The sequence below is a fragment of the Streptomyces sp. NPDC002643 genome (assembly GCF_053592555.1).
Window position 1 is genome coordinate 1 of the sequence record NZ_JBSFVY010000003.1, and the last position, 25498, is coordinate 25498.

Consider the following 25498-nt stretch of genomic DNA (forward strand, 5'->3'; position numbering starts at 1 on the left):
CAAACTCTCCGACTCCCCCACCCACATCACCCCCTCCCCCCTCCTCGGCCAACACACCCACGACATCCTCACCAACGAACTCGGCCTAGAAGAAGGAGAGCTGGAGCTCCTCAAAGCCCAGGGAGTGATCTGACCACCCGCTTCCACCGCGTCCCGGGCATGGCGTCGACCGTCCCCGGGACGGTTCCCGTTCGAACCCGACCCAGTGAGGCAGCCCAGCATGTCGACACACGCCCCCCGTTTCGCCCAGCCCGCGCGCGACGCGGCACCCGGCCGCCCCAAGACCGTCATCGACCGGCTCGTGGAGTCCAACCACGCCTACGCCGCCGGATTCGCGGACCCCGGAATGGGCGCCTGCCCCGTCCTGCGCGTGGCCGTCGTGGCCTGCATGGACGCCCGTATCGACCTGCACGCCTCGCTCGGCCTGCAACTCGGCGACTGCCACACCGTCCGCAACGCCGGCGGTGTGGTCACCGACGACACGATCCGCTCCCTGACGATCAGCCAGCGTGCGCTCGGCACCCGCAGTGTCGTCCTCATCCACCACACCGGCTGCGGTCTGCAGACCCTGACCGAGGACTTCCGGCACGAGCTGGAACTGGAGGTCGGCCAGCGTCCCGCGTGGGCGGTCGAGGCCTTCCGGGACGTCGACCAGGACGTACGGCAGTCGATGCGGCGGGTGCGGACCTCCCCGTTCCTGCCGCACACCGACGACGTCCGGGGCTTCGTCTTCGATGTGACGACAGGTCTGCTGAGGGAGATCGATCCGAGGGCCTGAGCCGAGGATCGCCCGCTGGCACCGAACGCCGACGCGAATGCCGACGGCGAACGCCGACAGCTGACCCCGCCTCGCGTCGCGCCGAACCCTGGCGCCCAGCGGACGCATGCAGAATACTGTATGCAATCATTCTCGCCGCCGTCCGACGGCGGACCGGAAACCGGTCCCGAGGGGGTCACTCCGTGTCGTACCGCACCGCTCTCGCACAAGTCCTGACCCGTGTCGTCGCACCCTGCGCCGAACTGACCGGTGCGGAGCCAACGACGGTCCCCGTATGACTGTCGTCTGTATACAGAAGCCTGTATGGGGTATTGTTTCAGTCTCCTGCAAGCACTCGCCGGGGACCCGTGTGACGGAAGGCGAAGCGATCATGACGACCAGCGGGAGTGATGTGACGGTCGAGAGCGTGGTCCGGAAGGCGGTGGTCGATCACCGGGGCGAGCGCGGCGCGCTGCTGCCCGTACTGCACGCGGTCCAGGCCGAGTTGGGCCATGTGCCCCAGGAGGCGATACCGGTGCTCGCCGACGAGCTCAACCTCTCCCGGGCGGACGTCCACGGAGTGGTGACCTTCTACCACGACTTCCGCCGCGAGCCAGCGGGCCGCACCACGGTCCGTATCTGCCGTGCCGAGGCATGCCAGGCGCTGGGCGCCGACCGCCTGGTGAACTACACGCGCGAGGCCGGACTGAAGCTGGGCGAGACAACGGCGGACGGTTCGGTCACCGTCGAGCAGGTCTTCTGTCTGGGCAACTGCGCGCTGGGGCCATCGGTGGAGGCGAACGGACGGCTGTACGGACGGGTGGGCCCGGCCCGACTGGGCTCGATCCTGGGCGGGACGGTCTCCTCATGAACACCTCCTCGCACTCGGCGGCGACGGTCTACGTCCCCCGTGACTCGGCGGCCAGGTCCGTCGGCGCGGACGAGGTCGCCGGCGCCCTCCAACGCGCCGCCACCCGCGGCGACTTCGCCATCGACGTCGTACGCAACGGATCGCGCGGCATGCTGTGGCTGGAACCGATGATCGAGGTCGTGACCCCGCGAGGCCGCGTCGGCTACGGCCCGGTCGCCCCCGAGGACGTGGACGGACTCCTGGCCGCCGGGATGCTGGACGGCGCGGACCATCCGCTGCGGCTGGGCCCCGTCGACGAACTGCCCTGGCTGGCCCGACAGAACCGGGTCACCTTCGCCCGAGTCGGCGTGACCGATCCCCTGTCGCCGGAGGACTACGTCGCACACGGCGGGCTGAAGGGTCTGCGGGCAGCCCTGGCGATGGCCCCCGCCGATGTGGTCGCCGAGGTCGCCGAGTCCGGACTGCGCGGCCGCGGCGGCGCCGGATTCCCGGCCGGCATCAAGTGGAAGACCGTACTCGACTGCGCCGACGAGCTGAAGTTCGTCTGCTGCAACGCCGACGAGGGCGACAGCGGGACCTTCGCCGACCGCATGGTGATGGAGGGCGACCCGTTCCTGCTCATCGAGGGCATGACGATCGCCGCGCACGCGGTCGGCGCGAGCGAGGGCTATATCTACATCCGCTCCGAATACCCGGACGCCATCGCCACGATGCGGGAGGCGATCGGGATCGCCCGCGAGCAGGGCTGGCTCGGCGGGAACATCCTCGGCTCCGGACTCGCCTTCGACCTGCACATACGCGTCGGCGCCGGCGCGTACATCTGCGGCGAGGAGACCTCCATGCTGGAGAGCCTGGAGGGCAGGCGGGGCATGGTCCGCGCGAAACCGCCGATCCCGGCGATCGAGGGCCTGTTCGGCAAGCCGACCGTGGTGAACAACGTACTGACCCTCACCACCGTCCCGGTCGTCCTCGCCGACGGCGCCAAGGCGTACCAGGACCTCGGCGTCGGCCGCTCCCGAGGCACCCAGGTCTTCCAGCTCGGCGGCAACATCGCGCGCGGCGGCATCGTCGAGACCGCCTTCGGTGTCACCCTGCGCGAGCTGATCGAGGACTACGGCGGCGGAACCCGCACCGGGCGCCCCGTACGCACGGTGCAGGTCGGCGGGCCGCTCGGGGCGTATCTGCCCGAGGCGCAGTTCGATCTCCCCATGGACTACGAGGCGTTCGCCGAGGCCGGCGCGATGCTCGGGCACGGCGGGATCGTCGTGTTCGACGACACCGTCGACATGGCCGCGCAGGCCCGCTTCGCGATGGAGTTCTGCGCCGAGGAGTCCTGCGGCAAGTGCACCCCGTGCCGGGTCGGCGCGGTGCGCGGCGTCGAGGTGATCGACAGGATCGTCGCCGGCACACACCGCGACGAGAACCTGGCCCTCCTCGAAGACCTCTGCGACCTGATGACCGACGGCTCGCTGTGCGCGATGGGCGGACTGACCCCGATGCCCGTACGCAGCGCCCTCACCCACTTCCCCGACGACTTCCTCGGCGGCCGTCGGCTGCTGGACATCCACCCCGTGACCGCGAGCGGCGTGCGGAAGGAGGGCACGGCATGAGCCTGCTCAAGGAACCCGACTTCGGAACCCCGGAACGGCCCGGCCCGGCGACGGTGTCGGTGGAGATCGACGGACTGCCGGTGACCGTCCCGGAGGGCACCTCCGTGATGCGCGCCGCCGCCGAGGCCGGAGTCGACATACCCAAACTGTGCGCCACCGACAGCCTGGAGGCGTTCGGCTCCTGCCGGCTGTGCGTCGTCGAGATCGACGGCCGGCGCGGCACCCCGGCCTCCTGCACCACCCCGTGCGCCGACGGGATGAGGGTGAGCACCCAGACCCCGAAGGTGGAGAAGCTCCGCCAGGGCGTCATGGAGCTGTACATCTCCGACCACCCGCTGGACTGCCTCACCTGCCCGGCCAACGGCGACTGCGAACTCCAGGACATGGCGGGCGTGGTGGGGCTACGGCAGGTCCGCTACGGCTACGAGGGCGAGAACCACCTCGACGCCGAGAAGGACACCTCCAACCCGTACTTCGACTTCGACCCGTCCAAGTGCATCGCCTGCTCCCGCTGCGTCCGCGCCTGCGGCGAGATCCAGGGCACCTTCGCCCTCACCATCGAGGGCCGGGGCTTCGACTCCAAGGTCTCGCCCGGCGCCGGCGAGACCTTCATGGACTCGGAGTGCGTCTCCTGCGGCGCCTGCGTGCAGGCCTGCCCGACGTCCACGCTCCAGGAGCGCTCGGTCGTCGAACTCGGCATGCCCACCAGGTCGGTGGTGACCACCTGCGCGTACTGCGGCGTCGGCTGCTCCTTCAAGGCCGAGCTGCGCGGCGACGAACTCGTGCGCATGGTGCCGTACAAGGACGGCGGGGCGAACGAGGGCCACTCCTGCGTCAAGGGCCGCTTCGCCTTCGGCTACGCCACCCACCCCGACCGCATCCTCAAGCCCATGGTCCGCGACCGGATCACCGACCCGTGGCGCGAGGTCGAGTGGGACGAGGCCATCGGCACGGTCGCCCGGCGTATGCGGGAGATCCAGGCCCGGCACGGCTCGGGCGCGGTCGGCGCCATCACCTCCTCGCGCTGCACCAACGAAGAGGTGTACGTCGTCCAGAAGATGGTCCGGGCGGCCTTCGGCAACAACAACGTCGACACCTGCGCCCGGGTCTGCCACTCGCCGACGGGATACGGGCTCAAGCAGACCTTCGGCGAGTCGGCGGGCACCCAGGACTTCCGTTCGGTCGCCGAGGCCGACGTCATCATGGTGATCGGCGCCAACCCCACCGACGGACACCCGGTGTTCGCCTCCCGGATGAAGCGCCGGCTGCGCGAGGGCGCCCAGCTGATCGTCGTCGACCCGCGCCGCATCGACCTCGTACGCTCCCCGCACATCGAGGCCGAACACCACCTCCAACTGCGGCCCAGCACCAATGTCGCCGTCGTCAACGCCATGGCGCACGTCGTCGTCACCGAGGGCCTCGTCGACCGGTCCTTCGTGGACGCGCGGTGCGAGGGCTTCGACGCGTGGGCGGAGTTCATCGCCCGCCCGGAGAACAGCCCGGAGGCCGTCGAGGAGATCACCGGCGTACCGGCCGCCGAACTCCGCGCCGCCGCCAGGCTCTACGCCACCGCACCCAATGGCGCCATCTACTACGGTCTCGGCGTCACCGAACACAGCCAGGGCTCGACCATGGTCATGGGCATGGCCAACCTGGCGATGGCGTGCGGCAACATCGGCCGTGACGGCGTCGGCGTGAACCCGCTGCGCGGCCAGAACAACGTCCAGGGCTCCTGCGACATGGGCTCCTTCCCACACGAGTTGCCCGGCTACCGGCACGTCTCGGATGACGCGGTCCGCACGGTCTTCGAGAACCTCTGGGGCGGAACCCTCCTGCCCGAGCCGGGACTTCGCATCCCGAACATGTTCGACGCGGCGATCGACGGCACCTTCCGCGGCTTGTTCGTCCACGGCGAGGACATCGCCCAGTCCGACCCGAACCTCCAGCATGTCACGGCCGCGCTCAAGGCCATGGAACTGGTCGTCGTCCAGGACCTGTTCCTCAACGAGACGGCCAAGTTCGCGCATGTCTTCCTGCCCGGGGCGTCGTTCCTGGAGAAGGACGGCACCTTCACCAACGCCGAACGCCGTATCAACCGCGTCCGCGCGGTGATGAAACCGAAGACGGGCAAGCACGAGTGGCAGATCGTCAGCGAGATCGCCACCGCCATGGGCTACCCGATGGCGTACGACCATCCGGGCCGGATCATGGACGAGATCGCCGCGGTCACCCCGACGTTCACCGGAGTCTCCTTCGAACTGCTGGACAAGCTCGGCAGCGTCCAATGGCCGTGCAACGAGCAGGCCCCGGAGGGCACGCCCATCATGCACGTGGACGAGTTCGTGCGCGGCAAGGGCAGGTTCGTGGTCACCTCCTATGTGCCGACGAACGAGCGCAGCACCCGCCGCTTCCCGCTCGTCCTCACCACGGGGCGGATTCTCAGCCAGTACAACGTCGGCGCGCAGACCCGCCGTACGGGCAATGTTTCCTGGCACCCCGAAGACGTCCTGGAACTGCACCTGCATGACGCCGAGGTCCGCGGCATCAAGGACGGCGACATGGTCACCCTCGCCAGCCGCGTCGGGGAGACGACACTGCGCGCGGAGATCTCCGACCGGATGCCGGCCGGCGTCGTCTACACCACCTTCCACCACCCGGTGACCGGCGCCAACGTGGTGACCACGGAGAACTCCGACTGGGCGACCAACTGCCCGGAGTACAAGGTGACCGCCGTCCAGGTCGGCCTCGCCCGCCCGGACCGGCCCAGCGACACCGAGGTCACCGAGGTCACCGAGGCCACTGAGGACGAGCTCGTGACGGTGGTGGACTGAGATGACAGCCACCGTGCCGTCGGAGCGCAGGATGGCGAACGACATCGCCAGGAACCTCGCACACCTGCCCGAAGAACGGGCCGCCGAGGAGATCGCCGGCCACATCGGCCGGTTCTGGGACCCACGGATGCGGGCCAGGCTGTACGAGTTCGTCGACTCCGGAGCCGACGGCCTCGACCCCCTGGTGGTGGCCGCCGTGAGGCTCCTGCGCTGACAGTCCGCGCCCGCGACCGCCCGCCGAGGGACGTGCGGCCGCAGGCGCCCCCTTGGGCAGAGAGGAGTCGTTCATGCTGTTCCGGCAGCTCGAATACTTCGTGGCGGTGGCGAGGGAACGGCACTTCGCCCGGGCGGCGCAGTCCTGCTACGTCTCCCAGCCCGCGCTCTCGGCGGCGATCGCCAAGCTGGAGCGGGAGCTGAACGTCACGCTCATCAACCGGGGGCACACCTACCAGGGCCTCACCCCGGAGGGTGAACGGCTGGTGGTGTGGGCCAAGCGCATCCTCGCCGAACAGGACGCGTTCAAGGCCGAGGTGGCCGCCGTGCAGTCCGGCATCACGGGCACCCTGCGCCTCGGTACGGACCCGACGGCCTCCACGACCCTCGCGCTCCCCGTGGCCGCGTTCTGCGCGGCCCACCCGCTGGCCAAGGTGCAGGTACGGTCCCGGCTGTCGACGAAGGAACTCCACCGCCAGCTGCGCGACTACGAACTCGACGTCGCGATCGCCCACTTCGACCCCGGCGACCAGGAAGGCCTCCAGGTCGTCCCCCTCTACCAGGAGCGCTACACACTGCTGGTGTCGGACGACCATCTGGTGGCCCAGTCCACCACCGTGACCTGGGCGGACGCGGCCCAACTGCCGCTCGCGCTGCTGACGCCCGACATGCGTATCCGCCAGATCGTCGACACCGTCTTCGCGGAGAAGGGGTTCGTGGTGACCCCGCAGGTGGAGACGGACTCCATCGCCTCCCTCTACGCGCACGTGGGCGGCGGCGAGTGGGCGAGCATCGTGCCGCACACCTGGCTGCGCGCGATGCCGGTGATCGGCCGGACCAGAGCCCTGCCCCTGGTCGACCCGGAGGCCGGCGCCCAGGTCTCGGTGGCGATCCACGCGGCCACCCCCGGCTCGGTGGCCGCCCGAGCCTTCGTCAACGCGGCGACGGGCCTGTCCCTGGACGACTTCTTCGCCCGGCCCCTCCCGGCCGCGGCGGCCGACCGCAGGGTCCGTGTACCGCCTCCTGACCGTCGCCGTCGCGGCGCGTACCGGGCCCGCAGGGCCTCCTGACCGCCCCCGTCACGGCGCGTCCGATCCCGTACGGCCTCCTGACCGCCCCCGTCACGGCGCGTGCCGATCCCGCACGGCCCTGCGGTCCAGACCCCCCTTCGCGGTGTACGGCAGCGCGGCGACCAGCTCGATCCGGTCGGGCACCTCGAACGCGGCCAGCCGGTCCCGGCAGTACCGCAGGATCTGCGCCGCCCCGACCCCCTCGCCCTCGCCCTCGCGTACGACCACGGCGGCCCCGACCCTCCCCCACCCTTCGGGCGGGGGGACCCCCATCTCGCTTCGCTCGCCGTACACGGGGTCGGGGACGGCGAACACGGCCGCCTCGGCCACCCCCGGGCAGCCGGCGAGGACGTCCTCGACACGCTCGGGCGAGATCTTCCGGCCGCCCCGGTCGATGAGGTTCTCGATCCGCCCGGTCAGGGACAGCTGGCCGTCCTCGTCCAGCGCGCCCAGGTCCCCGGTGCGCAGCCACCCGTCGACGAAGGTGTACGCCGTCCCCTCCCGGTCGGCGAGATAGCCGCGGGCCACGGTGGGCCCCCGCACCCACACCTCGCCCTCGACACCCACGGGACAGACCCGCCCGCTCCGGTCCACGACCCGGACCTCGACCCCCGTCGGACGGCCGACCGACCCGTGCTTCAGCGCGCCCCGGCCCGGCAGCGGCTCACTGGTCGCCTGGTGCGAGGACTCCGTCATCCCGTACGCGGACAGCAGCGGCACGCCGAACGTGCGCTCAAGTGCCCGCTGGGTTGCCGTGTTGAGGGGAGCGCTGCAACTGCGGACGAACTTCAGCGGGGGCGCCTGTGCGCCCGGGTCCTCCCGCTCGGAGCGGTCCAGCAGGATCTCGTGGATGGCCGGGACCGCGGTGAACCAGGTGGCCGACACGGCACGCATGTCGTCCCAGAACGTGCCCGCCGAGAACCGTCCCCGCTCGGGCAGCAGCACACAGCCCCCGCCGGCCAGGGACGCCAGCAGCGCCGCGAACAGCCCGTGGCCGTGGAAGAACGGCATCACCGCGACCGTCGCGTCGTCCGGGCCCAACTCGTAGGCGGCACAGATGTTGTGGACCGACGCCGCCACATTGGAGTGGGTCAGCGGGACCATCTTCGCCCGGCCGGTGGTTCCGGCGGTGAACAGGACGAGGGCGTCCTGCTCCGACAACTCCTCGGCCGCACCCCGTACACGAGGAGCGGCACCGGGATCGAACGCGACCGCCGCCGTGCCCGCCCGGGAGACGTCCACGCGCACCGGCCAGGCCGGCACCGGAAGCGGGACACCGGTGGCATCGGGCCCCACGAGCACGGCCCTCGCCCCCAACGCCTCGATCCTCGCGGCGAGTCGGGTCGCGGGCAGCGCCGGATCGAGCGGAGCGACCACGAGCCCGGCGCGCGCCGAACCGAGCAGCGCGACGACGAACTCCGCGGTGTTGGCGCAGATCAGGCCGACCGCGTCACCGCGCCGCAGCCCGGTCCCGGCGAGCCGGGCGGCCACGTCGCCGGCCAGGGCGCCGAGCCCCCGGTAGGACAGGTGCACCCGCTCACCCGTGACGACGAGGGCACGGGCGTACGGGCGGGTCCGCACCTGCGCGTCGAGGAGATCGACGAGGCCCGTGACCGTCGGAGGCCGGTACCCGTCCGCGTCCCGCACGGATGCCGCGGCAGCGACGGCCATGACCCCACCCCCTCGCGCCGGATTCATGAAGCGGTCCACTGCGAGCCTGCGGCGGCACACGGCGCACGTCCAATACGCGCTGGCGAACGGTCGATAGCGGCCGTCTATCAAGGGAGCTGCAAGGCCGTGACCAGCCGTCGATAGACGCTGTTTATCGGCTGGTCGCCGATGGGTCTTGGACGCGGGCGGGCGCGCTGCGGATCGTGAGAGAAGTAGCCGCTCCGGCAGGACCTGCCCAAGGAGGACCTCGGACCATGACCGCCCCCTCGCCCCTGGAGACCGCGGCAGCAGCCGACGTTCCGACCGAGCTCACCGACGGGTACCACCTGGTCGTCGACGCGCTCAGGATGAACGACGTCGACACCATCTACGGGCTGGTCGGCATCCCGATCACCGACCTGGCCCGCCTCGCCCAGGCCCAGGGCATCCGCTACATCGGCTTCCGTCACGAGAGCAACGCCGGACACGCGGCGGCCATCGCCGGCTACCTCAACAAGAAGCCCGGCGTCGCCCTGACGGTGTCGGCACCGGGCTTCCTCAACGGCCTCGTCGCGCTGGCGAACGCGACCACCAACTGCTTCCCCATGGTCCAGATCTCCGGCTCCAGCGAGCGCCACCTCGTCGACCTCAAGCAGGGCGACTACGAGGAGATGGACCAGCTCGCCGCCGCGCAGCCGTTCGTCAAGGCCGCCTACCGGGTCGGCCGGGTGGAGGACATCGGCCGGGGCATCGCCCGCGCGCTGCGCACCGCGATCTCCGGGCGCCCCGGCGGTGTCTACCTCGACATCCCCGCCGCGGTGCTCGGCGCCATCATGCCCAAGGCGGAGGGCGACAAGACGCTGAGCCGCCTCGTCGACCCCGCCCCGCGCCAGCTGCCCGCGCCGGACGCCGTGGACCGCGCCATCGAACTGCTGGCCTCCGCCGAGCGCCCGCTGGTGGTGCTCGGCAAGGGCGCCGCGTACGCGCGGGCCGACGCCAAGATCCGCGAGTTCATCGAGTCCACCGGCATCCCGTACGTACCGATGTCGATGGCGAAGGGCCTGCTGCCCGACAACCACCCCCAGTCGGCCGCCACCGCCCGCTCCCTGGCGCTGAAGAAGGCCGACGTCGTGATGCTGATCGGCGCCCGCCTCAACTGGCTGCTGGGCCACGGTCAGACGGGCTGGAACCCCGACGCCAAGTTCGTCCAGATCGACATCGACCCCAAGGAGATGGACAGCAACCAGCCCATCTCCGCCCCGCTCGTCGGTGACATCGAGTCGGTCCTCGACGTGCTCGCCGACCGCACCAAGCCCGGCCAGATCCAGGCCCCGCAGGCCTGGCGGGACGAACTCGGGGCGCGCTCGGCGCAGAACGTCGCCAAGATGGCGGGGCGCCTGGAGGCCGACCCGCACCCCATGCAGTTCATGGGCGCCCTGAAGGCCGTACGCGACGTCGTGCGCCGGCACCCGGAGACGTACATCGTCAACGAGGGCGCCAACGCCCTGGACATCGCGCGCAACGTCATCGACATGCACGTGCCGCGCCACCGTCTCGACAGCGGCACCTGGGGCGTCATGGGCATCGGCATGGGCTACGCCATCGCCGCCGCCGTGGAGAGCGGCGCCCCGGTCGTGGCCGTCGAGGGCGACAGCGCCTTCGGGTTCAGCGGCATCGAGATCGAGACGATCTGCCGTTACAACCTGCCCATCGTCACCGTGATCATGAACAACGGCGGTGTCTACCGCGGCGACGACGTCAACCCGTACGACGACGCCCCCTCGCCCACGACCCTCATGGCGGCCGCCCGCCACGACCTGCTGATCGAGGCGTTCGGCGGCAAGGGCTACCGCGCGACCACGCCCGCCGAGGTCACCGCCGCCCTCACCGAGGCCCTCGCCTCCGGCGGTCCGGCGCTCATCGACTGCGTGATCGACCCCTCGGCCGGCACCGAGAGCGGCCATATCTCGCACCTGAACCCCAAGGGCATCACCGTCGGCAACATCACGCCGGCGAAGAAGTGACGACCCCTGTACCTCGAACTCCCGCTCCGTACGCGTACGTTCATCGTTCACGAGAAGGAAGCAGACATGAGTGAAAAGCCGCTCGCCGGAATCAAGGTGATCGACTTCACCGGGGTCCAGGCCGGTCCCGCCTGTACGCAGATGCTCGCCTGGTTCGGCGCCGACGTCCTGAAGGTGGAGCGCCCCAACGGCGGCGATGTGACGCGCCGTCAGCTCCGGGACATCGAGGACCTGGACGCGCTCTACTTCACGATGCTCAACAGCAACAAGCGCTCCCTGGCCATCAACACCAAGACCGCCGAGGGCAAGGAGGTGCTGGAGAAGCTCATCAAGGAAGCCGACGTCCTGGTGGAGAACTTCGGCCCGGGCGCCCTGGACCGCATGGGCTTCTCCTGGGAGCGCATCCAGGAGCTCAACCCGCGCCTGATCTTCGGCTCGGTCAAGGGCTTCAGCGACCAGTCGTCCTGGAGCGACCTCAAGGTCTACGAGAACGTCGCCCAGTGCGCGGGCGGCGCCGCCTCCACCACCGGCTTCTGGGACGGCCCGCCGACCATCTCCGGCGCCGCCATCGGCGACACCAACACCGGTATGCACTTGGCGATCGGCATCCTCACCGCGATCATCGACCGCAACAAGACCGGCAAGGGCCAGAAGGTCTCCGTCTCCATGCAGGACGCCGTGCTCAACCTCTGCCGCGTCAAGCTGCGCGACCAGCAGCGCCTGGAGCGGGTCGGCCACCTGGAGGAGTACCCGCAGTACCCGGGCGGCGAGTTCACCGACGTGGTGCCGCGCGGCGGCAACGCGGGCGGCGGCGGCCAGCCCGGCTGGGTGCTCAAGTGCAAGGGCTGGGAGACCGACCCGAACGCGTACATCTACTTCACCATCCAGGAGCAGAACTGGAAGCGCACCGCCGAGGCGATCGGCCACCCCGAGTGGGCCGAGGACCCGGAGTACGCGACCGCCCGCGCCCGCCAGAACCACATCTTCGAGATCTTCGAGGAGATCGAGAAGTGGCTCGCGGACAAGACCAAGTACGAGGCGGTCGACATCCTGCGCGAGTGGGAGGTGCCCTGCGCCCCGGTGATGAGCATGAAGGAGATCGCCTACGACGAGGACCTGCGCAGGAGCGGCACGGTCGTCGAGGTCGAGCAGAAGGGCCGCGGCACGTATCTGACCGTCGGCAGCCCGGTGAAGTTCTCCTCCTTCCAGCCCGACGTCGTCGGCGCCCCGCTCCTCGGCGAGCACAGCTCCGAGGTCCTGGTGGAGCTGGGCTACGACGAGGAGACCATCGGCCGGCTGAAGGAGACCGGCGTCATCGTCTGACCCGGTCCGTCCCACGCGAAAGCGGCCGTGGCCTCTCGGGCCACGGCCGCTTCTCCGTTGCCGGTGCTCCGGTGTTGTCCGGCGCTCCGGCATTCCGCGCCACGGCTCAGACCGTGGCCTCGGCGCGCCGCCGCATCAGCTCCCGCTCACGCGCGCGTCGGGCGGTGACGTCCCGGATGACCGCGCCGACGTAGGTGCTGCCGTCGGGGCCGGGCAGCAGCACCACGCTGAACTCGATGGACAGCTTGCGGCCGTCCGCCGCCAGCGCGGGAACGTTCAGCAGGTCCGCCGTCCCGTACTTGGTGGACCCGCGCTCCATGGCCTCCTGGAAGCCGTCCCAGTGACGCTTGCGGTGCCTCTCGGGGATGATCACGTCCAGACTGCGACCGTCCACATCGGCCGCCGGGAACCCGAAGATGCGCTCCGCACCCCGGTTCCAGTAGCGGATCAGTCCTTCGCCGTCGATGATCACGATGCCGTCGGGCGCCTGGGCGGCCATTCCCAGCACCACCTCGGGATTCAGATCTTCCATGTCGCCTCCGAGCCGGGGCCATTGGATGCTGAACGTATGTGACGGCAGTATACAGATAATCGTATACAGAATCCAAGGGCCTTTCTTCGCGCCCGGTCCCGTCGAGTGGGCCATACCCGGCCCATACGACTGAGGCGGGACCTCGGCGGCGCAGGGGGCGCTCCCCGCCGCCGGAGGTCCCGCCGTCGTGCAGCGGGGGGCCGGTCAGCCCCGGGTGGCCGCGCCCCGCAGGGTGATGCGGTCCGCTCCCGCGTGCACGTTCATGGAAGTGCCGTCCCGTGTCGGCGAGTCGGGCCGCCTCATGCGGCGGCCCGGTGGGCGAGGAGGTCGCTGATGGCGTGGACGGTCCGGAGGGTGGGGACCTGGGTGCTGGTGATGCCGGCGAGTTCGATGACGGCGGTGAGGAGGACGTCGAGTTCGAGCGGTTTGCCGGCTTCGAGGTCCTGGAGGGTGGAGGTGCGGTGGTCGCCGACGCGTTCGGCACCGGCCAGGCGGCGTTCGATGGACACGCCGACCTCGCAGCCGAGGGACTCGGCGACGGCGAGGGTCTCTTCCATCATGGTCCGGATGACATGGCGGGTGCCGCCGTGGTGGCACATCTGGCGCATGGTGGCGCGGGCCAGCGCGCTGATCGGGTTGAAGCTGATGTTGCCGAGCAGCTTGAGCCAGATGTCGTTGCGGAGATCCCTTTCCATCGGGCACTTCAGCCCGCCGGCCTGCATGGCGTCGCTGAACGCCCGGCAGCGGGCCGAGATGCCGCGGTCGGGTTCGCCGACGGAGAAGCGGGTGCCCTCCAGGTGGCGGACCACGCCGGGGGCGTCCAGTTCCGTGGCGGCGTAGACGACACAGCCGATGGCGCGTTGCGGGGCGAGCACCGCGCTGACCGCCCCGCCGGGGTCGACGCTCTCGACGCGATGGCCGTCGTGCGGTCCGCCGTGGCGGTGGAAGTACCACCAGGGGATGCCGTTCTGGGCGGCGACGACCGCGGTGTTCCGGTGGAGCAGGGGCTCGATGAGCGGCCCGCACGCCGCGTACGAGTTGGCCTTCAGCCCGAGGAAGACATAGTCGACGGGGCCGATGTCGGCGGGGTTGTCGGTGGCGTGGGCGTGGGCGGTGAAGTCGCCGCGAGGGCTGAGGATCTTCACGCCGTGGCGCCTCATGGCCGCCAGATGCGGTCCACGGGCGATGAGGTGGACGTCGGCTCCTGCGCGATGCAGGGCGGCGCCGACGTAGGCGCCGATGGCCCCGGCGCCGAGAACTGCGACTTTCACTGGATGGCGCTCCGTTCGGTCGAGGGTGTACCGCGGAACTGTCGAAAAATGTCGACGAAATATTGTCTACAGGATGGAAGGTAGGGCGACAAGGGTTCGGGACACCGCCCGACGGCGATCGAACGCCTCGTGAGGTGCGGCGATCCCCGGCCCCTCCGGGGCGCGTGAGCTGCTGCTACGCCTCTCGCGAAGGGGGCCATCGCCTCCTGTCCAGACGTTCATGGGCCGTAGACTGTAGGCGAAAGCCAATTCATACTTGGCTCTTGCGTTCAGCGATGACGCTGCTGAGAAGGGGGCCTGATGTTGTCGACGACAGGACTGCCGCAGGGCGCGGTGCCCAAGCTCGAACGACCCGGCCCGCTGCGGGACCGCGTCTACGAGGCACTGCTCGAACTCATCACCACCCGTGCCCTCCAGCCCGGCCAGCACCTGGTGGAGAACGAACTCGCGGGCCACCTGGGAGTCTCCCGGCAGCCGGTGCGCGAGGCACTCCAGCGGCTGAACACCGAGGGGTGGGTCGATCTGCGCCCTGCCCAGGGCGCGTTCGTGCACGAGCCCACCGAGGAGGAGGCCGACCAACTCCTCACCGTCCGCACACTGTTGGAGGCCGAGGCCGCCCGGCTCGCCGCCGCCAACGCGGGGGCCGCCGCCATCGGGGCGCTGGAGGAGATGTGCGCGGAGGGCGAGCGCGCGGTCGCCGCCGACGACGTGGACGCCGCGGTCGCGATGAACGCCCGGCTGCACGCGAAGGTGATGGAGCTGGCGGGCAACGCCGTACTGGCGGAGCTGGCCGCACAGGTCGACCGACGTGTCCGCTGGTACTACACACCGATCGCCCGGCAGCGCGGCCGCCAGTCCTGGACCGAGCACCGCGAGCTGATCGCCGCGATCGCGGACCGCGACGAACAGCGCGCCACGGCCGTCATGCGCGCCCACACCGAACACACCCGGAAGATGTACCACGAGCGGGAGAAGTAGGGATCTGCCCGGGCGTCCGGGACCACTGTCCCGAGGCACGGATACGCAGGTGAAAGGCACTCCGAAAGCTTGGTATTGTTGTCCGTGTCGCCACGGGGAACACCCCTGGCAAGGCGGCAGACACCTAGTCCGGGTGGCGGAATGGCAGACGCGCTAGCTTGAGGTGCTAGTGCCCTTTATCGGGCGTGGGGGTTCAAGTCCCCCCTCGGACACAATCACCGCACCGACCGGTTCCCGGTCGGTGCGTTTTTTGTCTGCGGGAGCAAAAAACGGGATGCCCCGTCGCCGTCGGCTTCCCTAGACTCGCCACACATCGCGCCCCGCACGATCTTGTGGCGTGTTGTGTGATGAGTGATCAGAGACCAGAAGCGAGGGGAGCCCGGCCGTGTGTGAGCGCACCGGTGTCGTTGTTCCCCGTTCCCGGTACGAGGTGATCCTCGTGTCCTCGCCGGTCCGGTGCCCGCTGCGCGGCCGGTACCGGATGTCCGTGACGCACGTCTGACGTCGACCGCCGCCCGGCGGTGACCCCTGTACAGACCCTGTCAGACCCCGTCCGGGAATCGCGCTGCCCTGATACAGCTCAGCTGAAAGGCCACGGGCCATGCGCAGCAACGTCAACAACCCTCTGTCCGCCGTCCGCAACCTGGGCATCCTCGCCCACGTCGACGCCGGCAAGACCACCGTCACCGAGCGGATTCTGTACGCCACCGGGACCACGTACAAGCGCGGCGAGGTGCACGACGGCACGACCGTCACCGACTTCGACCCGCAGGAGCGCGATCGTGGGATCACGATCTTCGCGGCGGCCGTGAGCTGTGCCTGGGGCGGGCATCGGATCAACCTGATCGACACGCCGGGGCACGTCGACTTCGCCGACGAGGTGGAGCGTTCGCTGAGGGTGCTCGACGGGGCGATCGCGGTGTTCGACGCGGTCGCCGGGGTCGAACCGCAGAGCGAGTCGGTGTGGCGCCAGGCCGACCGGCACGGCGTACCGCGCATCGCCTTCGTCAACAAGCTGGACCGCGCGGGCGCCGACCTCGACTCGGCGGTCGGCTCCATCCGGGATCGGCTCCATCCGGCCCCGCTGGTCGTGCAGTTGCCGATCGGTGCGGAGGACGGGTTCCGCGGTGTGGTTGATCTCGTTCGGATGCGGGCCCTGACCTGGGATGACGATGGTGGTGGCGCGGCTGCGGAGGGGGACGTACCGGACGCCCTGCGCGACGAGGCCGAGCGACGTCGGCGGCGGCTGGAGGAAGCCGTCGCGGAGCTCCACCCCGTGGCGCTGGACGAGTTCTGCGCGGAGTCGACCCTCTCCGCCGGCACGCTCGCCTCGGCCCTGCGGGACCTCACCCGCACCGGCGACGGCGTGGTCGTGCTGTGCGGCTCGGCGTACCGCAACCGCGGTGTCGAACCGCTGCTCGACGCCGTCGTGGCCTATCTGCCCTCGCCGCTGGATGTACCGCCCGTACGCGGTACGCACGACGGCATGGAGCAGGAGCGGGCCGCCGATTCTCGGGCGCCGCTCGCCGCGCTGGTGTTCAAGGTGAGCGCCACACCCACCGGACGGCTGACCTGTCTGCGGCTGTACTCGGGGACGATCCGGAAGGGGGACACCGTGCTGGACGCGGGGACCGGCCGCCGTGAGCGGATCGGGCGGATTCTGCGGGTGCAGGCCGACCGGCACGCCGAGGTGGACCATGCCGTGGCCGGGGACATCGTCGCTGTCATCGGGCTCAAGTCCGCCCGGGCGGGTGCCACCCTGTGTGCGCCCGGCGCCCCGCTGCTCCTCGAACCGCCGACCGTCGCCGAGCCCGTGGTGTCGGTCGCGGTGGAGGCGCGCCGGAGTACGGACACCGATCGGCTGGCGTCCGCGCTCGCGCGGCTCGTCGAGGAGGACCCCTCGCTCGTCGTGCGCACCGATGCCGAGACCGGGCAGACCGTGCTGTCCGGCATGGGCGAACTGCATCTGGAGGTGGCCGTGGAGAAGGTCCGGCGGAGTGCCGGGCTGGACGTCGCCGTCGGCCGGCCCCGGGTGGCGTATCGCGAGACCGTCGTCCGTGGTCTGTCGGGATTCGTCTTCCGGCATGTCAAACAGGACGGCGGGGCGGGGCAGTTCGCCCATGTGGTCCTCGATGTGGAACCGCTGAAGGCGGAGGAGGAGGGGGACGGCGTGGGTGCCGCCACCGGGTTCGCGTTCCGGTCGACCGTCGTCGGTGGGCGGGTGCCGCAGGAGTTCGTGCGTGCGGTCGAGGCCGGTTGCCGTGACGCGCTCGCCGAGGGGCCGCTCGGGGGGCACCCCGTGACCGGGGTGAGTGTCACCCTCGTCGACGGGGCGACCCACTCCAAGGACTCCTCGGAGATGGCGTTCCGGACCGCCGGGCGGCTGGCGCTGCGCGAGGCCATGCGGGGGAGTGCGATGGCTCTGCTGGAGCCCGTCGTGGATGTCACCGTCACCGTGCCCGTGGATGCCGTGGGTGGGGTGCTCGGGGATCTCGCCTCGCGGCGGGGGAAGGTGACGGAGTCTGTCGCGCGGGGTGGGTCCGTGGTGGTCACCGCGATCGTGCCGTTGGTCGAGTTGTTCGGGTACGCGACTCGGTTGCGTAGTCGTACGCAGGGGAGGGGGACGTTCAGTAGTCGGCCCAGGGGTTACGCCCCCGCCGCCCCTACCCATCCCGTCCCTCAAGGGGGGTGACCCCCCTTTTGACCCCCCGAGCGCCTTATAGCTCGGGTTCGGCCGTGATCTTGCGACCGGCCGTGCGCGGGGGTTGATCGCGCGGTTCCCCGCGCCCCTGTCAGGGGCGCGGGGAGCCGGGGGCTCGCAAAGAGCCGTTCGCTGGGATTACGCCCAGGGGCTCACCGATGTGAAGCTGCTGTCGGCTCGGAACGTGTCCGTTGCCTGGTACTGGTCCACCCTCAGTTCGTAGTTGTAGTGGCGGAGGTAGCGGCCCGGGTAGTTGTACGACTCCAGGCGGACCGAGCCTGAGGTCGTGCCGGGGCGGGCGCAGTAGGTGGCGTCCTTGTCGAAGACCGTCGTGCCGTTGTCCGTGTCGAAGCGGACCCGGAAGTCCCAGTGACGGAGGTAGCGGCCGGAGGAGTCGCGGAAGGAGTAGCAGTTGGAGTCCGCGAGACCGGGCACGATCGTGAAGGTCGCGCTCTGCTTGACGGCGGTGGTGCTGGAGGACGTCACCGGGTCCACGTAGCCGAGGCTGTCGGAGCGGACCACGGCGTAGCGGCTCGGGTAGTTGACCGACTGCAACGACCGGGTGGTGTTCGTCGGCAGGGTGACTCCGCCGGAGACCGTCTCCTTGAGGACCGTCAGATGGCGTACGAAGCCCGTCAGGCCCGGGAGTTCGGTCGGGGTCGACCAGGTGGCGAAGGTGTCGTAGCTGTCGCTGTACCAGTACTTCCCGGCGCCGTAGGCGTCGTAGTAGATCCGCCAGCCGCCGTTGTCGAGCTGGACGAGGGCCGGGCCCTCCATACCGGAGCCGAAGCCGGCCCAGTCGCCGGTCTTCTGGATGGTGTACGGGCCGGTGAGGCTGGAGGCGGTGGCGTACTCGATGTACTTCGTCGTCTCGTTCTTGGTGAACGCGTGGTACGTGGAGCCGATCTTGACGATGAAGGTGTCGATGTAGTTCGGGCCGATGCCGGAGAGCAGGGTCGGCGTCGACCAGGCGGTGAGGGCGGAGTTCGTCGCCGTCAGCTTGTACGGCTTGAAGATCCACTCGCCGTCGGCCGCGATGGACGCAGACAGGATGATGTTGACGCTGCCGTCGGTGTCGACGAACCACTCCGGTGCCCAGGCGCGCTGCAGACCGCTGATCGGGACCGTGTAGTCGTACAGGAAGGTCCAGTTGAGGCGGTCGGTGGAGCGGGCGAAGCCGATGGTGGTGGACAGCGCGGACCAGGTGCGCGTGGTGTAGGTGAGGTAGTAGTAGCCGTCCGTGTGCTTGAAGATGCTGGGGTCACGGATGAGGCCGGAGGGTGGGGTGTATGCCGGTCCCTTCTGGAGGGTGAAGCCGGTGGCGTCCGGCGAGTCGTAGACGTACATGTTCGACTCGCTGCTGTTGGTGAACGCGGTCATGGTGTACCGCGTCGCCTGCCCGGCCGGTGGATGAGCGGCTCCGGCCGGGGCGGCGAAGACGGTGGTCAGGCCCAGCAGGGCGGCCACCGAGGTGAGGAGGGCGAGGACCGCCCTGAGGGTTCTGTTCAACGCTCGTCCCATTTCTGCGTGAACTGCCCTGAGGCGTGGGGTTGTTGTTCGAAATGTCGTACATCGTGCGGAACTTCGGTCAGAAGATAAGAGGGGGGCATGTTCGCGTCAATGGATTGCGCCAGGCTTTCTGTGAGATGAGATTCCGCTTGACTCCCCGCGTTGCCTCCCGCCCCGCGTTTTCCCAGGTCACCACCCGTTTCCCGGCCGTCTCACAGGAGGGCAACAGGAAACCCGTCGACCCCGGTGAGCAGCCGGGCAACTCTGGATTCGTCAGCACGCGGCAAGACCACGCAGCAAGACCACGACCAAGCGTGAGGCTGGGGGGATCGGCCCATGAGACGGGCGCTCATGTCTCTGTGCGCGGTGGTGGCGGCCACCGCGGCCGTCACCACCGGATGCGCCGGCGGAGACGGCGGAGGTGACAGGGGTGACGGCGACGGACGGGCACACAAGGGGCCGCGACCCGAGGCGCTGACCTGGCGGCAGGAACTGCGCGTCACGGACGCCCAGCAGCGCCTGACCAAGCGGTGCATGGAACGGCACGGCTTCGAGTACTGGGAGGACCGCCGGCTGACGCTGGAGGAGAGCCGTCCGGTGCGCTTCGTCCAGGACGATGTGGCATGGGCCCGCGCGTACGGGTACGGGGGCCGGATCGACGCCAAGAACCAGAAGGCCCGCGAGAGCAACCCCATCGGCACCTACCGCCAGGGCCTCTCCCCGTCCCGGCGTGCCGCCTTCGACGTCGCCCTCGACGGCGGCGACGACGCCCGTATGCTCACCGCGCCCCTGCCCGGAGGCGGAGAGATCCGCAAACGACTCGGCGGCTGCACCGAGGAGGCCGAACGCAAGCTCTACGGCGACCCGGCGGAATGGTTCCGCACCGCAAAGATCGCCATGGGCCTCAACTCCCTCTACGCCGAAGACCTCATGCGGGACCGACAGCTGACCGAGGCGCTACAGGCATGGTCGGACTGCATGAAGAACGCCGGACAGTCGTACAAGGACCCGCAGGCGGCCCGCGACGCCGTCCGGGTCAACACCGGCCGGCTGGGCGAGGCCCGCGCCGACGAGGCGTTCACCGCTGAGCGGAGGACCGCCGTCGCGGACGCCACCTGCGCCCGCGAGACCTCCCTGCGGGCCGTGGCCTCGGCCCGGGAGACGTACTACCAGGACCGCCTGCGCGACCGGTACGGAAAGGATCTCGACACCTACCGGCGACTCGGCCGGCAGGCCTATGACCGGGCGGTGCGCGTCGTCCCCGAGCGCCGCTGACCACGGGCGCCCACCGACGCACACCGCTCAGGGTGACGCAACACCGGGCGACCCGCCCGGCGTACGTCGCCTCGCACCACCGCACCACCCACGCACATCGACCAAAACGAGGGGAAACACCATGCGCAAGTTCACCGTCACGGCAGCGCTTCTCGGGCTCACCGCCCTGGGCGTCGTCGTACCCGCCGCCACCTCCCAGGCGGCCGAGGGCGCCGTCGCCGGCCCCGGCTGCAACAGCAAGTGGGGGCCGCGCAACGGCAACATGTACGCCTGGCAGGACCTGGACTGCACGGGCACCCTGCTGATCACCGCCTCGGGCAACAGCGCCAACTGGGGCGCCGCCGCCAACGACAAGGCCACCTCCGTCATGAACCGCGGCTTCGTCGGCAGCCTCGACGTCGTGAAGTTCTTCGAGAACGACAACTACGGCGGCGGCCACGCCTGCCTTCTGCCGGGTGAGCTGTACGCGGACAACCTGACCGACAACAGGTTCACCAACGGCGTCGTCGTCAACGACAACATCACCTCTCACAAGTGGGTGAACACCCCCGACTGCGGGGCCATCCTCACCTGACGCACACCCAGGGGGGAACGAACGTCCGGAACCGTCTGCCCGCGGTTCCGGACGTTCGTGTGTTCACCCCTGTTCCGGGACCGTGTTTTCGCCGCTCCGGGTGAAAGGCTTGGCCGCCCTCACCGCCCCGACAGTAACCTGGGCATCCGCCGTCTCACGGCCCGTACTGCCTTGGGGGACACCTTGGGGGACCCGCAGCTCGGAGATGTACCGGACCACCACGACGAAAGGGATCGGCAGGCGCTGACCACGCCCTCCTTCCCCGACCGACTACGAAGACTGCGACAGGAACGCGGCCTCTCCCTCGCCGATCTCGCCCGGCGGACCCACTACAGCAAGGGCTATCTCAGCAAGATCGAGACCGGTACGAAGCGCGCCACCATCGACGTCGCCCGCCTCTGCGACCAAGTCCTGGGCGCCGAGGGCGAGTTACTGAGACTCGTGGAGCAGTCGCCGGCGCCCGACAAGGAGAGCGCGCGGGAGACGGACGCCTCCGAACGACACTCCGACGCGACCTGCCCCTACCGGGGACTCTCGGCGTTCACCCCCGAGGACGCGCAGTGGTTCTTCGGCCGGGAGCGGGCCACGGCCGCACTGGTCGAGCGCGTCTTCGAACGGGTCGGCGGCGGACCGCTGATGGTGGTCGCCCCCTCGGGCGCCGGCAAGTCCTCCCTGCTCAACGCCGGTCTCGTCCCCGCCCTGAGGCGCGGCGACCTCCCCATGCCCGGCGCCGACCGCTGGCCCGTCATCGCCCTCACCCCGACCTCCCGCCCCCTGGACGAACTCCTGGAACGCACCGCCAAGTCGGTCGGCGGCGACCTCGGCCTCAGCGCGGAGGAAATGCGCGAGAACCCGTACGCCCTCCTCGACGCCGTACGCGCCATGGCGGACGAACAGCCGACACGCGCCATGCTGGACGAACAGCCGACACGCGCCATGCTGGACGAACAGCCGGTACGCGACACGGTGGACGAACCGCCGGTGCGTCCCGCGGCGGACGGAGCGACCGCCGCCCCCGGCGACCGGCGGCCCCCGCCGCCCCGGCCGGTGCTGATAGTCGACCAGTTCGAGGAGCTGTTCACGCTCTGCTCCGACGAGGACGAGCGGCGCGCGTTCGTACGGGTGCTCAGTGCCATCGCGACCGCCGGGCCGCAGAAGGGTGCGCATGACCCCGCCGTCGTGGTCCTCGGCGTCCGCGGTGACTTCGCCGGCGACTGCCTCGGCCTTCCCGAACTGGCGCGGGTCCTCACCGACGGGCTGTTCGTGCTGCCGCCGATGTCCGTGGCGGAGCTACGGGAATCGATCACGCGTCCGGCGGAGTTGGCCGGTGTCACCCTCGAACCCGGCCTCGTCCCGCTGCTGTTGCGCGACGCGGGGCTGCGGGTCGGGCTCGGCGCCGACGAGACGCCCTCCGGTGCGCTGCCCCTGGTCTCGCACGCGCTGCTCGCCACCTGGCAGCGGCGTCAGGGGGCCGCGCTGACCGTCGACGGATACGAACGGGCCGGCGGTATCCGGGGCGCGGTCGCCCGGACCGCCGAGAACGTGTTCGCCCGGCTGTACCCGGCCGAGCAGAAGACGATCCGCCGCATCCTCTCCCGACTGGTACTGATCGTGGACGGGGCCGGGGCGACCCGCCGGCGGATGAGCAGGGCCGCGCTGATGAGCGAACTCACCGACGCGGACGGGGCCGCCGCCGCCCTCGACGCCTTCGTACGGGCCCGGCTCATCACCCTGGACAGCGACACCGTCGAGATCACCCACGAGGCCCTGCTGCACGCCTGGCCCCGGCTGCGCGACTGGGTCCACGCCGACCGCGCCGGACTGCTGCTCCATCAGCAACTGGCCCACGCCGCCGACGCATGGGAGCGCGAGCACCGCGACCCGTCCGCCCTCTACCGGGGCACCCGGCTGGAGACCGTACGGTCCTGGGCCGACGAGTCCGACGGCCGGCGCCGGCTCGGGCCCGCGGAGGAAGCCTTCCTGAGGGCCAGTCAGGCCGAGGAGGACGGACGCAGGAAGCACGCGCGACGGCAGGTCCGGCTGCGGCAGTCCCTGCTCGCCACCCTCGCCGTCCTGCTGGGGCTCGCCGTCACCGCCGGCGGGATCGCCTACGAGCAGCGCGAGGGCGCCCTGGACCAGGAGCGGGTCGCCCGTTCGCAGGCGCTCGCCGTACGGTCCGCGTCGCTCGCCGGGGGCCGGCCGGAGGCGTCGATGCTGCTCGCGGAGGAGGCGTACCGGGCCGGAGCCACCGCCGAGGCCCGCGGCGCCGTGCTCAGCACCCAGTCCCAGCCCTTCACCGCCCGACTCGGCGGCCACCGGGGACCCGTCAACTCCGTGGCCTTCGCGCCGGACGACCGTACGCTCGCCACGGCCAGCTCCGACGGCACCGTGACCCTGCGCTCCACGGCCGACGGCCACCGTACGCTCGCCACGCTCACCGTCCCCGGACGCGTCCGCTCGGTCGCCTTCGCCCCCGACGGCCGCGCCCTCGCCGCCACGTCCACGGACGCGCCGGTGAGCCTGTGGGGCGTCGCCGACCACCGCAGGAAGGCCCTGCTGGACGAGCGTACGAAGGGTGCCCGCGCGGTGGCCTTCGACCCTCGGGGGCGGATACTCGCCGTCGCGACCGCCGACGGGACCGTTCAGCTGTGGGACATCACGGCCGAGCCCCGGGCCACCGCCTCCCTCACCGGCCACGACGGGCTCGTCAACGCCCTGGACTACGCCCCCGATGGCCGGACCCTGGTCTCCGCGGGCGCCGACCGGACCGTACGCCTCTGGGACACGGACCGCGCCCGGGAGGCGGAGGTGCTGGAAGGGCACAGCGACGAGGTGCTGGGCGCGGCGTTCTCCCCGGACGGGCGGCGGGTCGCCTCCGCCGGTGTGGACCGGACCGTACGGCAGTGGGACGTGCGCGACGGCCGGGAGACCGCGCGGTTCTCCGGCAGCAGCGACGACATCAACGCCGTCGCCTACACGCCTGACGGCGACACGGTCGTCGGCGCGGTCGGCGACGGCACGACCAGGCTGTGGGATGTGCGCAGCGGACGGCAGACCGTCGTGCTCGCCGGGCACACCGACTATGTCCTCGGCGTGGCCATGACCTCCGACGGGGCGCTGCTCGCCACGGCCGGCTTCGACCAGTCCGTCGTCCTGTGGGACCTCGGCGGCCCGGTGCTGACGGCCCGTCCGTTCACCGAGGTCTGGCAGACCGAGTACAGCCCGGACGGGAAACTCCTGGCCACCGCCGACGCCGATCATACGGTACGACTGTGGAACGCGGCCGATCACCGACTCCTCGGCACGCTGAAGGGCCACACCGAGACCGTCTTCTCGGTGGCCTTCGCCCCCGACGGCCGCACCCTCGCCTCGGCGGGCTCCGACGGCACGATCCGTCTGTGGGACGTGGCGACACGCAAACCGCTGGCCGAGCTGACCGGGCACATCGGCCAGGTCTTCGCCGTCGCCTTCGCCCCAGACGGCCGCACCCTCGCCTCGGCCGGCGCCGACCGCGCGGTCCGCCTGTGGGACGTCGCGCAACGCACGCAGCTGGCCCAGTTGGACGGTCACGAGGACTTCGCCAACGATGTCGCCTTCAGCCCCGACGGCCGCACCCTGGCGAGCGCCGGCGACGACCTGACCGTACGCCTCTGGGACGTCGTCACCCACCGCCCGCTGGCCACCCTCACCGGCCACACCGGCGCGGTACGGGGCGTCGCCTTCGGCCCCGACGGCCGGACCCTCGCCAGCAGCGGCAACGACGGCACCGTACGCCTCTGGGACGCACGCGAACACCGCTTCGAGGCCGCGCTGAACGGCCACACCGGCGCGGTACGGGGCGTCGCCTTCGCCCGCGACGGCCGGACCCTCGCCAGCAGCGGCAACGACCGCACGGTACGCCTGTGGGACGTCGCCGCCCGGCGGCCGTGGGCCACCCTCACCGGTCACACCAACGCGGTCTGGGGTGTGGACTTCGCCCCCGACGGCCGTACGGTCGCCAGCAGCAGTACCGACGGCACCGTACGGCTGTGGGACCTCGACCCCGGGGCGCGGCTGGAGAAGATCTGCCGACTGCGCGCCGGGATGGACCCCGGTGAACGCCGGGCACTGGTGCCGGAGGTGGCCCTGCCTTCGGGGTCGGCGTGTGTACGGGGCTGATGGCGAGGACGCTTGAACTCCCTGCTCGGAAGGGGTTTCCCAGGTGTTTCCCCGTTGCCCGTCGGGACGGGGAGACGACCGGGTCTCGACGGGCTGGGCACAGGGGCAGCAGGCTGCTCACAGACCACGCGAACGAACCTGACCACACCGT

Annotated in this window: 17 protein-coding genes and 1 tRNA gene; 14 read left to right on the forward strand and 4 right to left on the reverse strand. The window is 70.6% G+C overall.

The genetic code is table 11. The features are described 5' to 3' along the window. Window positions 1-220 precede the first annotated feature (220 nt). The 6 genes from ACWD4G_RS04875 (at window position 221) to ACWD4G_RS04900 (ending at window position 7352) form a co-directional block, all read left to right on the forward strand. Window positions 221-778, forward strand: coding sequence for a beta-class carbonic anhydrase (locus ACWD4G_RS04875; RefSeq protein ID WP_451290780.1), 558 nt, complete (start codon window positions 221-223; stop codon window positions 776-778). Between the two features lie 370 nt (window positions 779-1148). Further along, complete coding sequence (locus tag ACWD4G_RS04880) at window positions 1149-1628, forward strand: NAD(P)H-dependent oxidoreductase subunit E (RefSeq protein ID WP_451290781.1); 480 nt, start codon at window positions 1149-1151, stop codon at window positions 1626-1628. Beyond that, window positions 1625-3238, forward strand: coding sequence for a formate dehydrogenase beta subunit (locus ACWD4G_RS04885; protein ID WP_451290782.1), 1614 nt, complete (start codon window positions 1625-1627; stop codon window positions 3236-3238). Before ACWD4G_RS04880 ends, ACWD4G_RS04885 begins: the two co-directional genes overlap by 4 nt. Beyond that, window positions 3235-6069, forward strand: a complete 2835-nt coding sequence (gene fdhF / locus ACWD4G_RS04890; RefSeq protein ID WP_451290783.1) for a formate dehydrogenase subunit alpha — start codon at window positions 3235-3237, stop codon at window positions 6067-6069. The genes ACWD4G_RS04885 and fdhF overlap by 4 nt, the downstream gene beginning before the upstream one ends. Window position 6070: 1 nt before the next feature. After that, window positions 6071-6283 carry a formate dehydrogenase subunit delta gene (locus tag ACWD4G_RS04895; protein ID WP_451290784.1) on the forward strand — a complete coding sequence of 71 codons (213 nt, stop codon included), beginning with the start codon at window positions 6071-6073 and terminating at the stop codon, window positions 6281-6283. A gap of 73 nt (window positions 6284-6356) precedes the next feature. Continuing rightward, window positions 6357-7352 (forward strand): LysR family transcriptional regulator, encoded by a 996-nt coding sequence (locus ACWD4G_RS04900; RefSeq protein ID WP_451290785.1) that lies wholly within the window; start codon window positions 6357-6359, stop codon window positions 7350-7352. Between the two features lie 51 nt (window positions 7353-7403). Here ACWD4G_RS04900 and ACWD4G_RS04905 read toward each other — a convergent pair whose 3' ends face one another. Beyond that, on the reverse strand, window positions 7404-9023 hold the full coding sequence (locus ACWD4G_RS04905; protein WP_451290786.1) for a FadD7 family fatty acid--CoA ligase: 1620 nt from the start codon (window positions 9021-9023) through the stop codon (window positions 7404-7406). A 254-nt stretch (window positions 9024-9277) separates the two neighbouring features. Between ACWD4G_RS04905 and oxc the strand changes: the two genes are divergently transcribed. After that, window positions 9278-11026: an oxalyl-CoA decarboxylase gene (gene oxc / locus ACWD4G_RS04910; RefSeq protein WP_451290787.1), complete on the forward strand. Its 1749-nt coding sequence runs from the start codon at window positions 9278-9280 to the stop codon at window positions 11024-11026. A 66-nt stretch (window positions 11027-11092) separates the two neighbouring features. Then, window positions 11093-12349 carry a formyl-CoA transferase gene (gene frc / locus ACWD4G_RS04915; protein ID WP_451290788.1) on the forward strand — a complete coding sequence of 419 codons (1257 nt, stop codon included), beginning with the start codon at window positions 11093-11095 and terminating at the stop codon, window positions 12347-12349. A gap of 106 nt (window positions 12350-12455) precedes the next feature. On the opposite strand, the gene ACWD4G_RS04920 is transcribed toward frc, so the two are convergent. After that, the gene (locus ACWD4G_RS04920; protein WP_451290789.1) at window positions 12456-12881 is read right to left on the reverse strand and encodes a PAS domain S-box protein; all 426 of its coding nucleotides are present in this window, start codon (window positions 12879-12881) and stop codon (window positions 12456-12458) included. Window positions 12882-13180: 299 nt separating this feature from the next. Further along, window positions 13181-14152 carry a 2-dehydropantoate 2-reductase gene (locus ACWD4G_RS04925; protein WP_451290790.1) on the reverse strand — a complete coding sequence of 324 codons (972 nt, stop codon included), beginning with the start codon at window positions 14150-14152 and terminating at the stop codon, window positions 13181-13183. 300 nt (window positions 14153-14452) lie between these two features. Here ACWD4G_RS04925 and ACWD4G_RS04930 point away from each other — a divergent pair, with 300 nt between their 5' ends. The 3 genes from ACWD4G_RS04930 (at window position 14453) to fusA (ending at window position 17822) form a co-directional block, all read left to right on the forward strand. Further along, window positions 14453-15130 carry a GntR family transcriptional regulator gene (locus tag ACWD4G_RS04930; protein WP_451290791.1) on the forward strand — a complete coding sequence of 226 codons (678 nt, stop codon included), beginning with the start codon at window positions 14453-14455 and terminating at the stop codon, window positions 15128-15130. Window positions 15131-15257: 127 nt separating this feature from the next. Then, window positions 15258-15342 (forward strand) — tRNA-Leu (locus ACWD4G_RS04935). Window positions 15343-15731: 389 nt separating this feature from the next. Further along, a complete protein-coding gene (fusA, locus tag ACWD4G_RS04940) occupies window positions 15732-17822 on the forward strand; it encodes an elongation factor G (protein WP_451290792.1) in 2091 nt (696 codons plus the stop codon). A gap of 147 nt (window positions 17823-17969) precedes the next feature. Here fusA and ACWD4G_RS04945 read toward each other — a convergent pair whose 3' ends face one another. Continuing rightward, window positions 17970-19340, reverse strand: coding sequence for a glycoside hydrolase family 43 protein (locus tag ACWD4G_RS04945; protein WP_451290793.1), 1371 nt, complete (start codon window positions 19338-19340; stop codon window positions 17970-17972). Window positions 19341-19676: 336 nt separating this feature from the next. On the opposite strand from ACWD4G_RS04945, the gene ACWD4G_RS04950 reads away from it, so the two are divergent. From ACWD4G_RS04950 to ACWD4G_RS04960, 3 genes are all read left to right on the forward strand, one after another. After that, entirely contained in the window at window positions 19677-20615 is a 939-nt protein-coding gene (locus tag ACWD4G_RS04950; protein WP_451290794.1) for a hypothetical protein, read from the forward strand. Between the two features lie 121 nt (window positions 20616-20736). Further along, window positions 20737-21189, forward strand: a complete 453-nt coding sequence (locus tag ACWD4G_RS04955; protein ID WP_451290795.1) for a peptidase inhibitor family I36 protein — start codon at window positions 20737-20739, stop codon at window positions 21187-21189. Window positions 21190-21372: 183 nt separating this feature from the next. Then, window positions 21373-25347, forward strand: coding sequence for an nSTAND1 domain-containing NTPase (locus tag ACWD4G_RS04960; protein ID WP_451291134.1), 3975 nt, complete (start codon window positions 21373-21375; stop codon window positions 25345-25347). The last annotated feature ends 151 nt before the right edge of the window (window positions 25348-25498 follow it).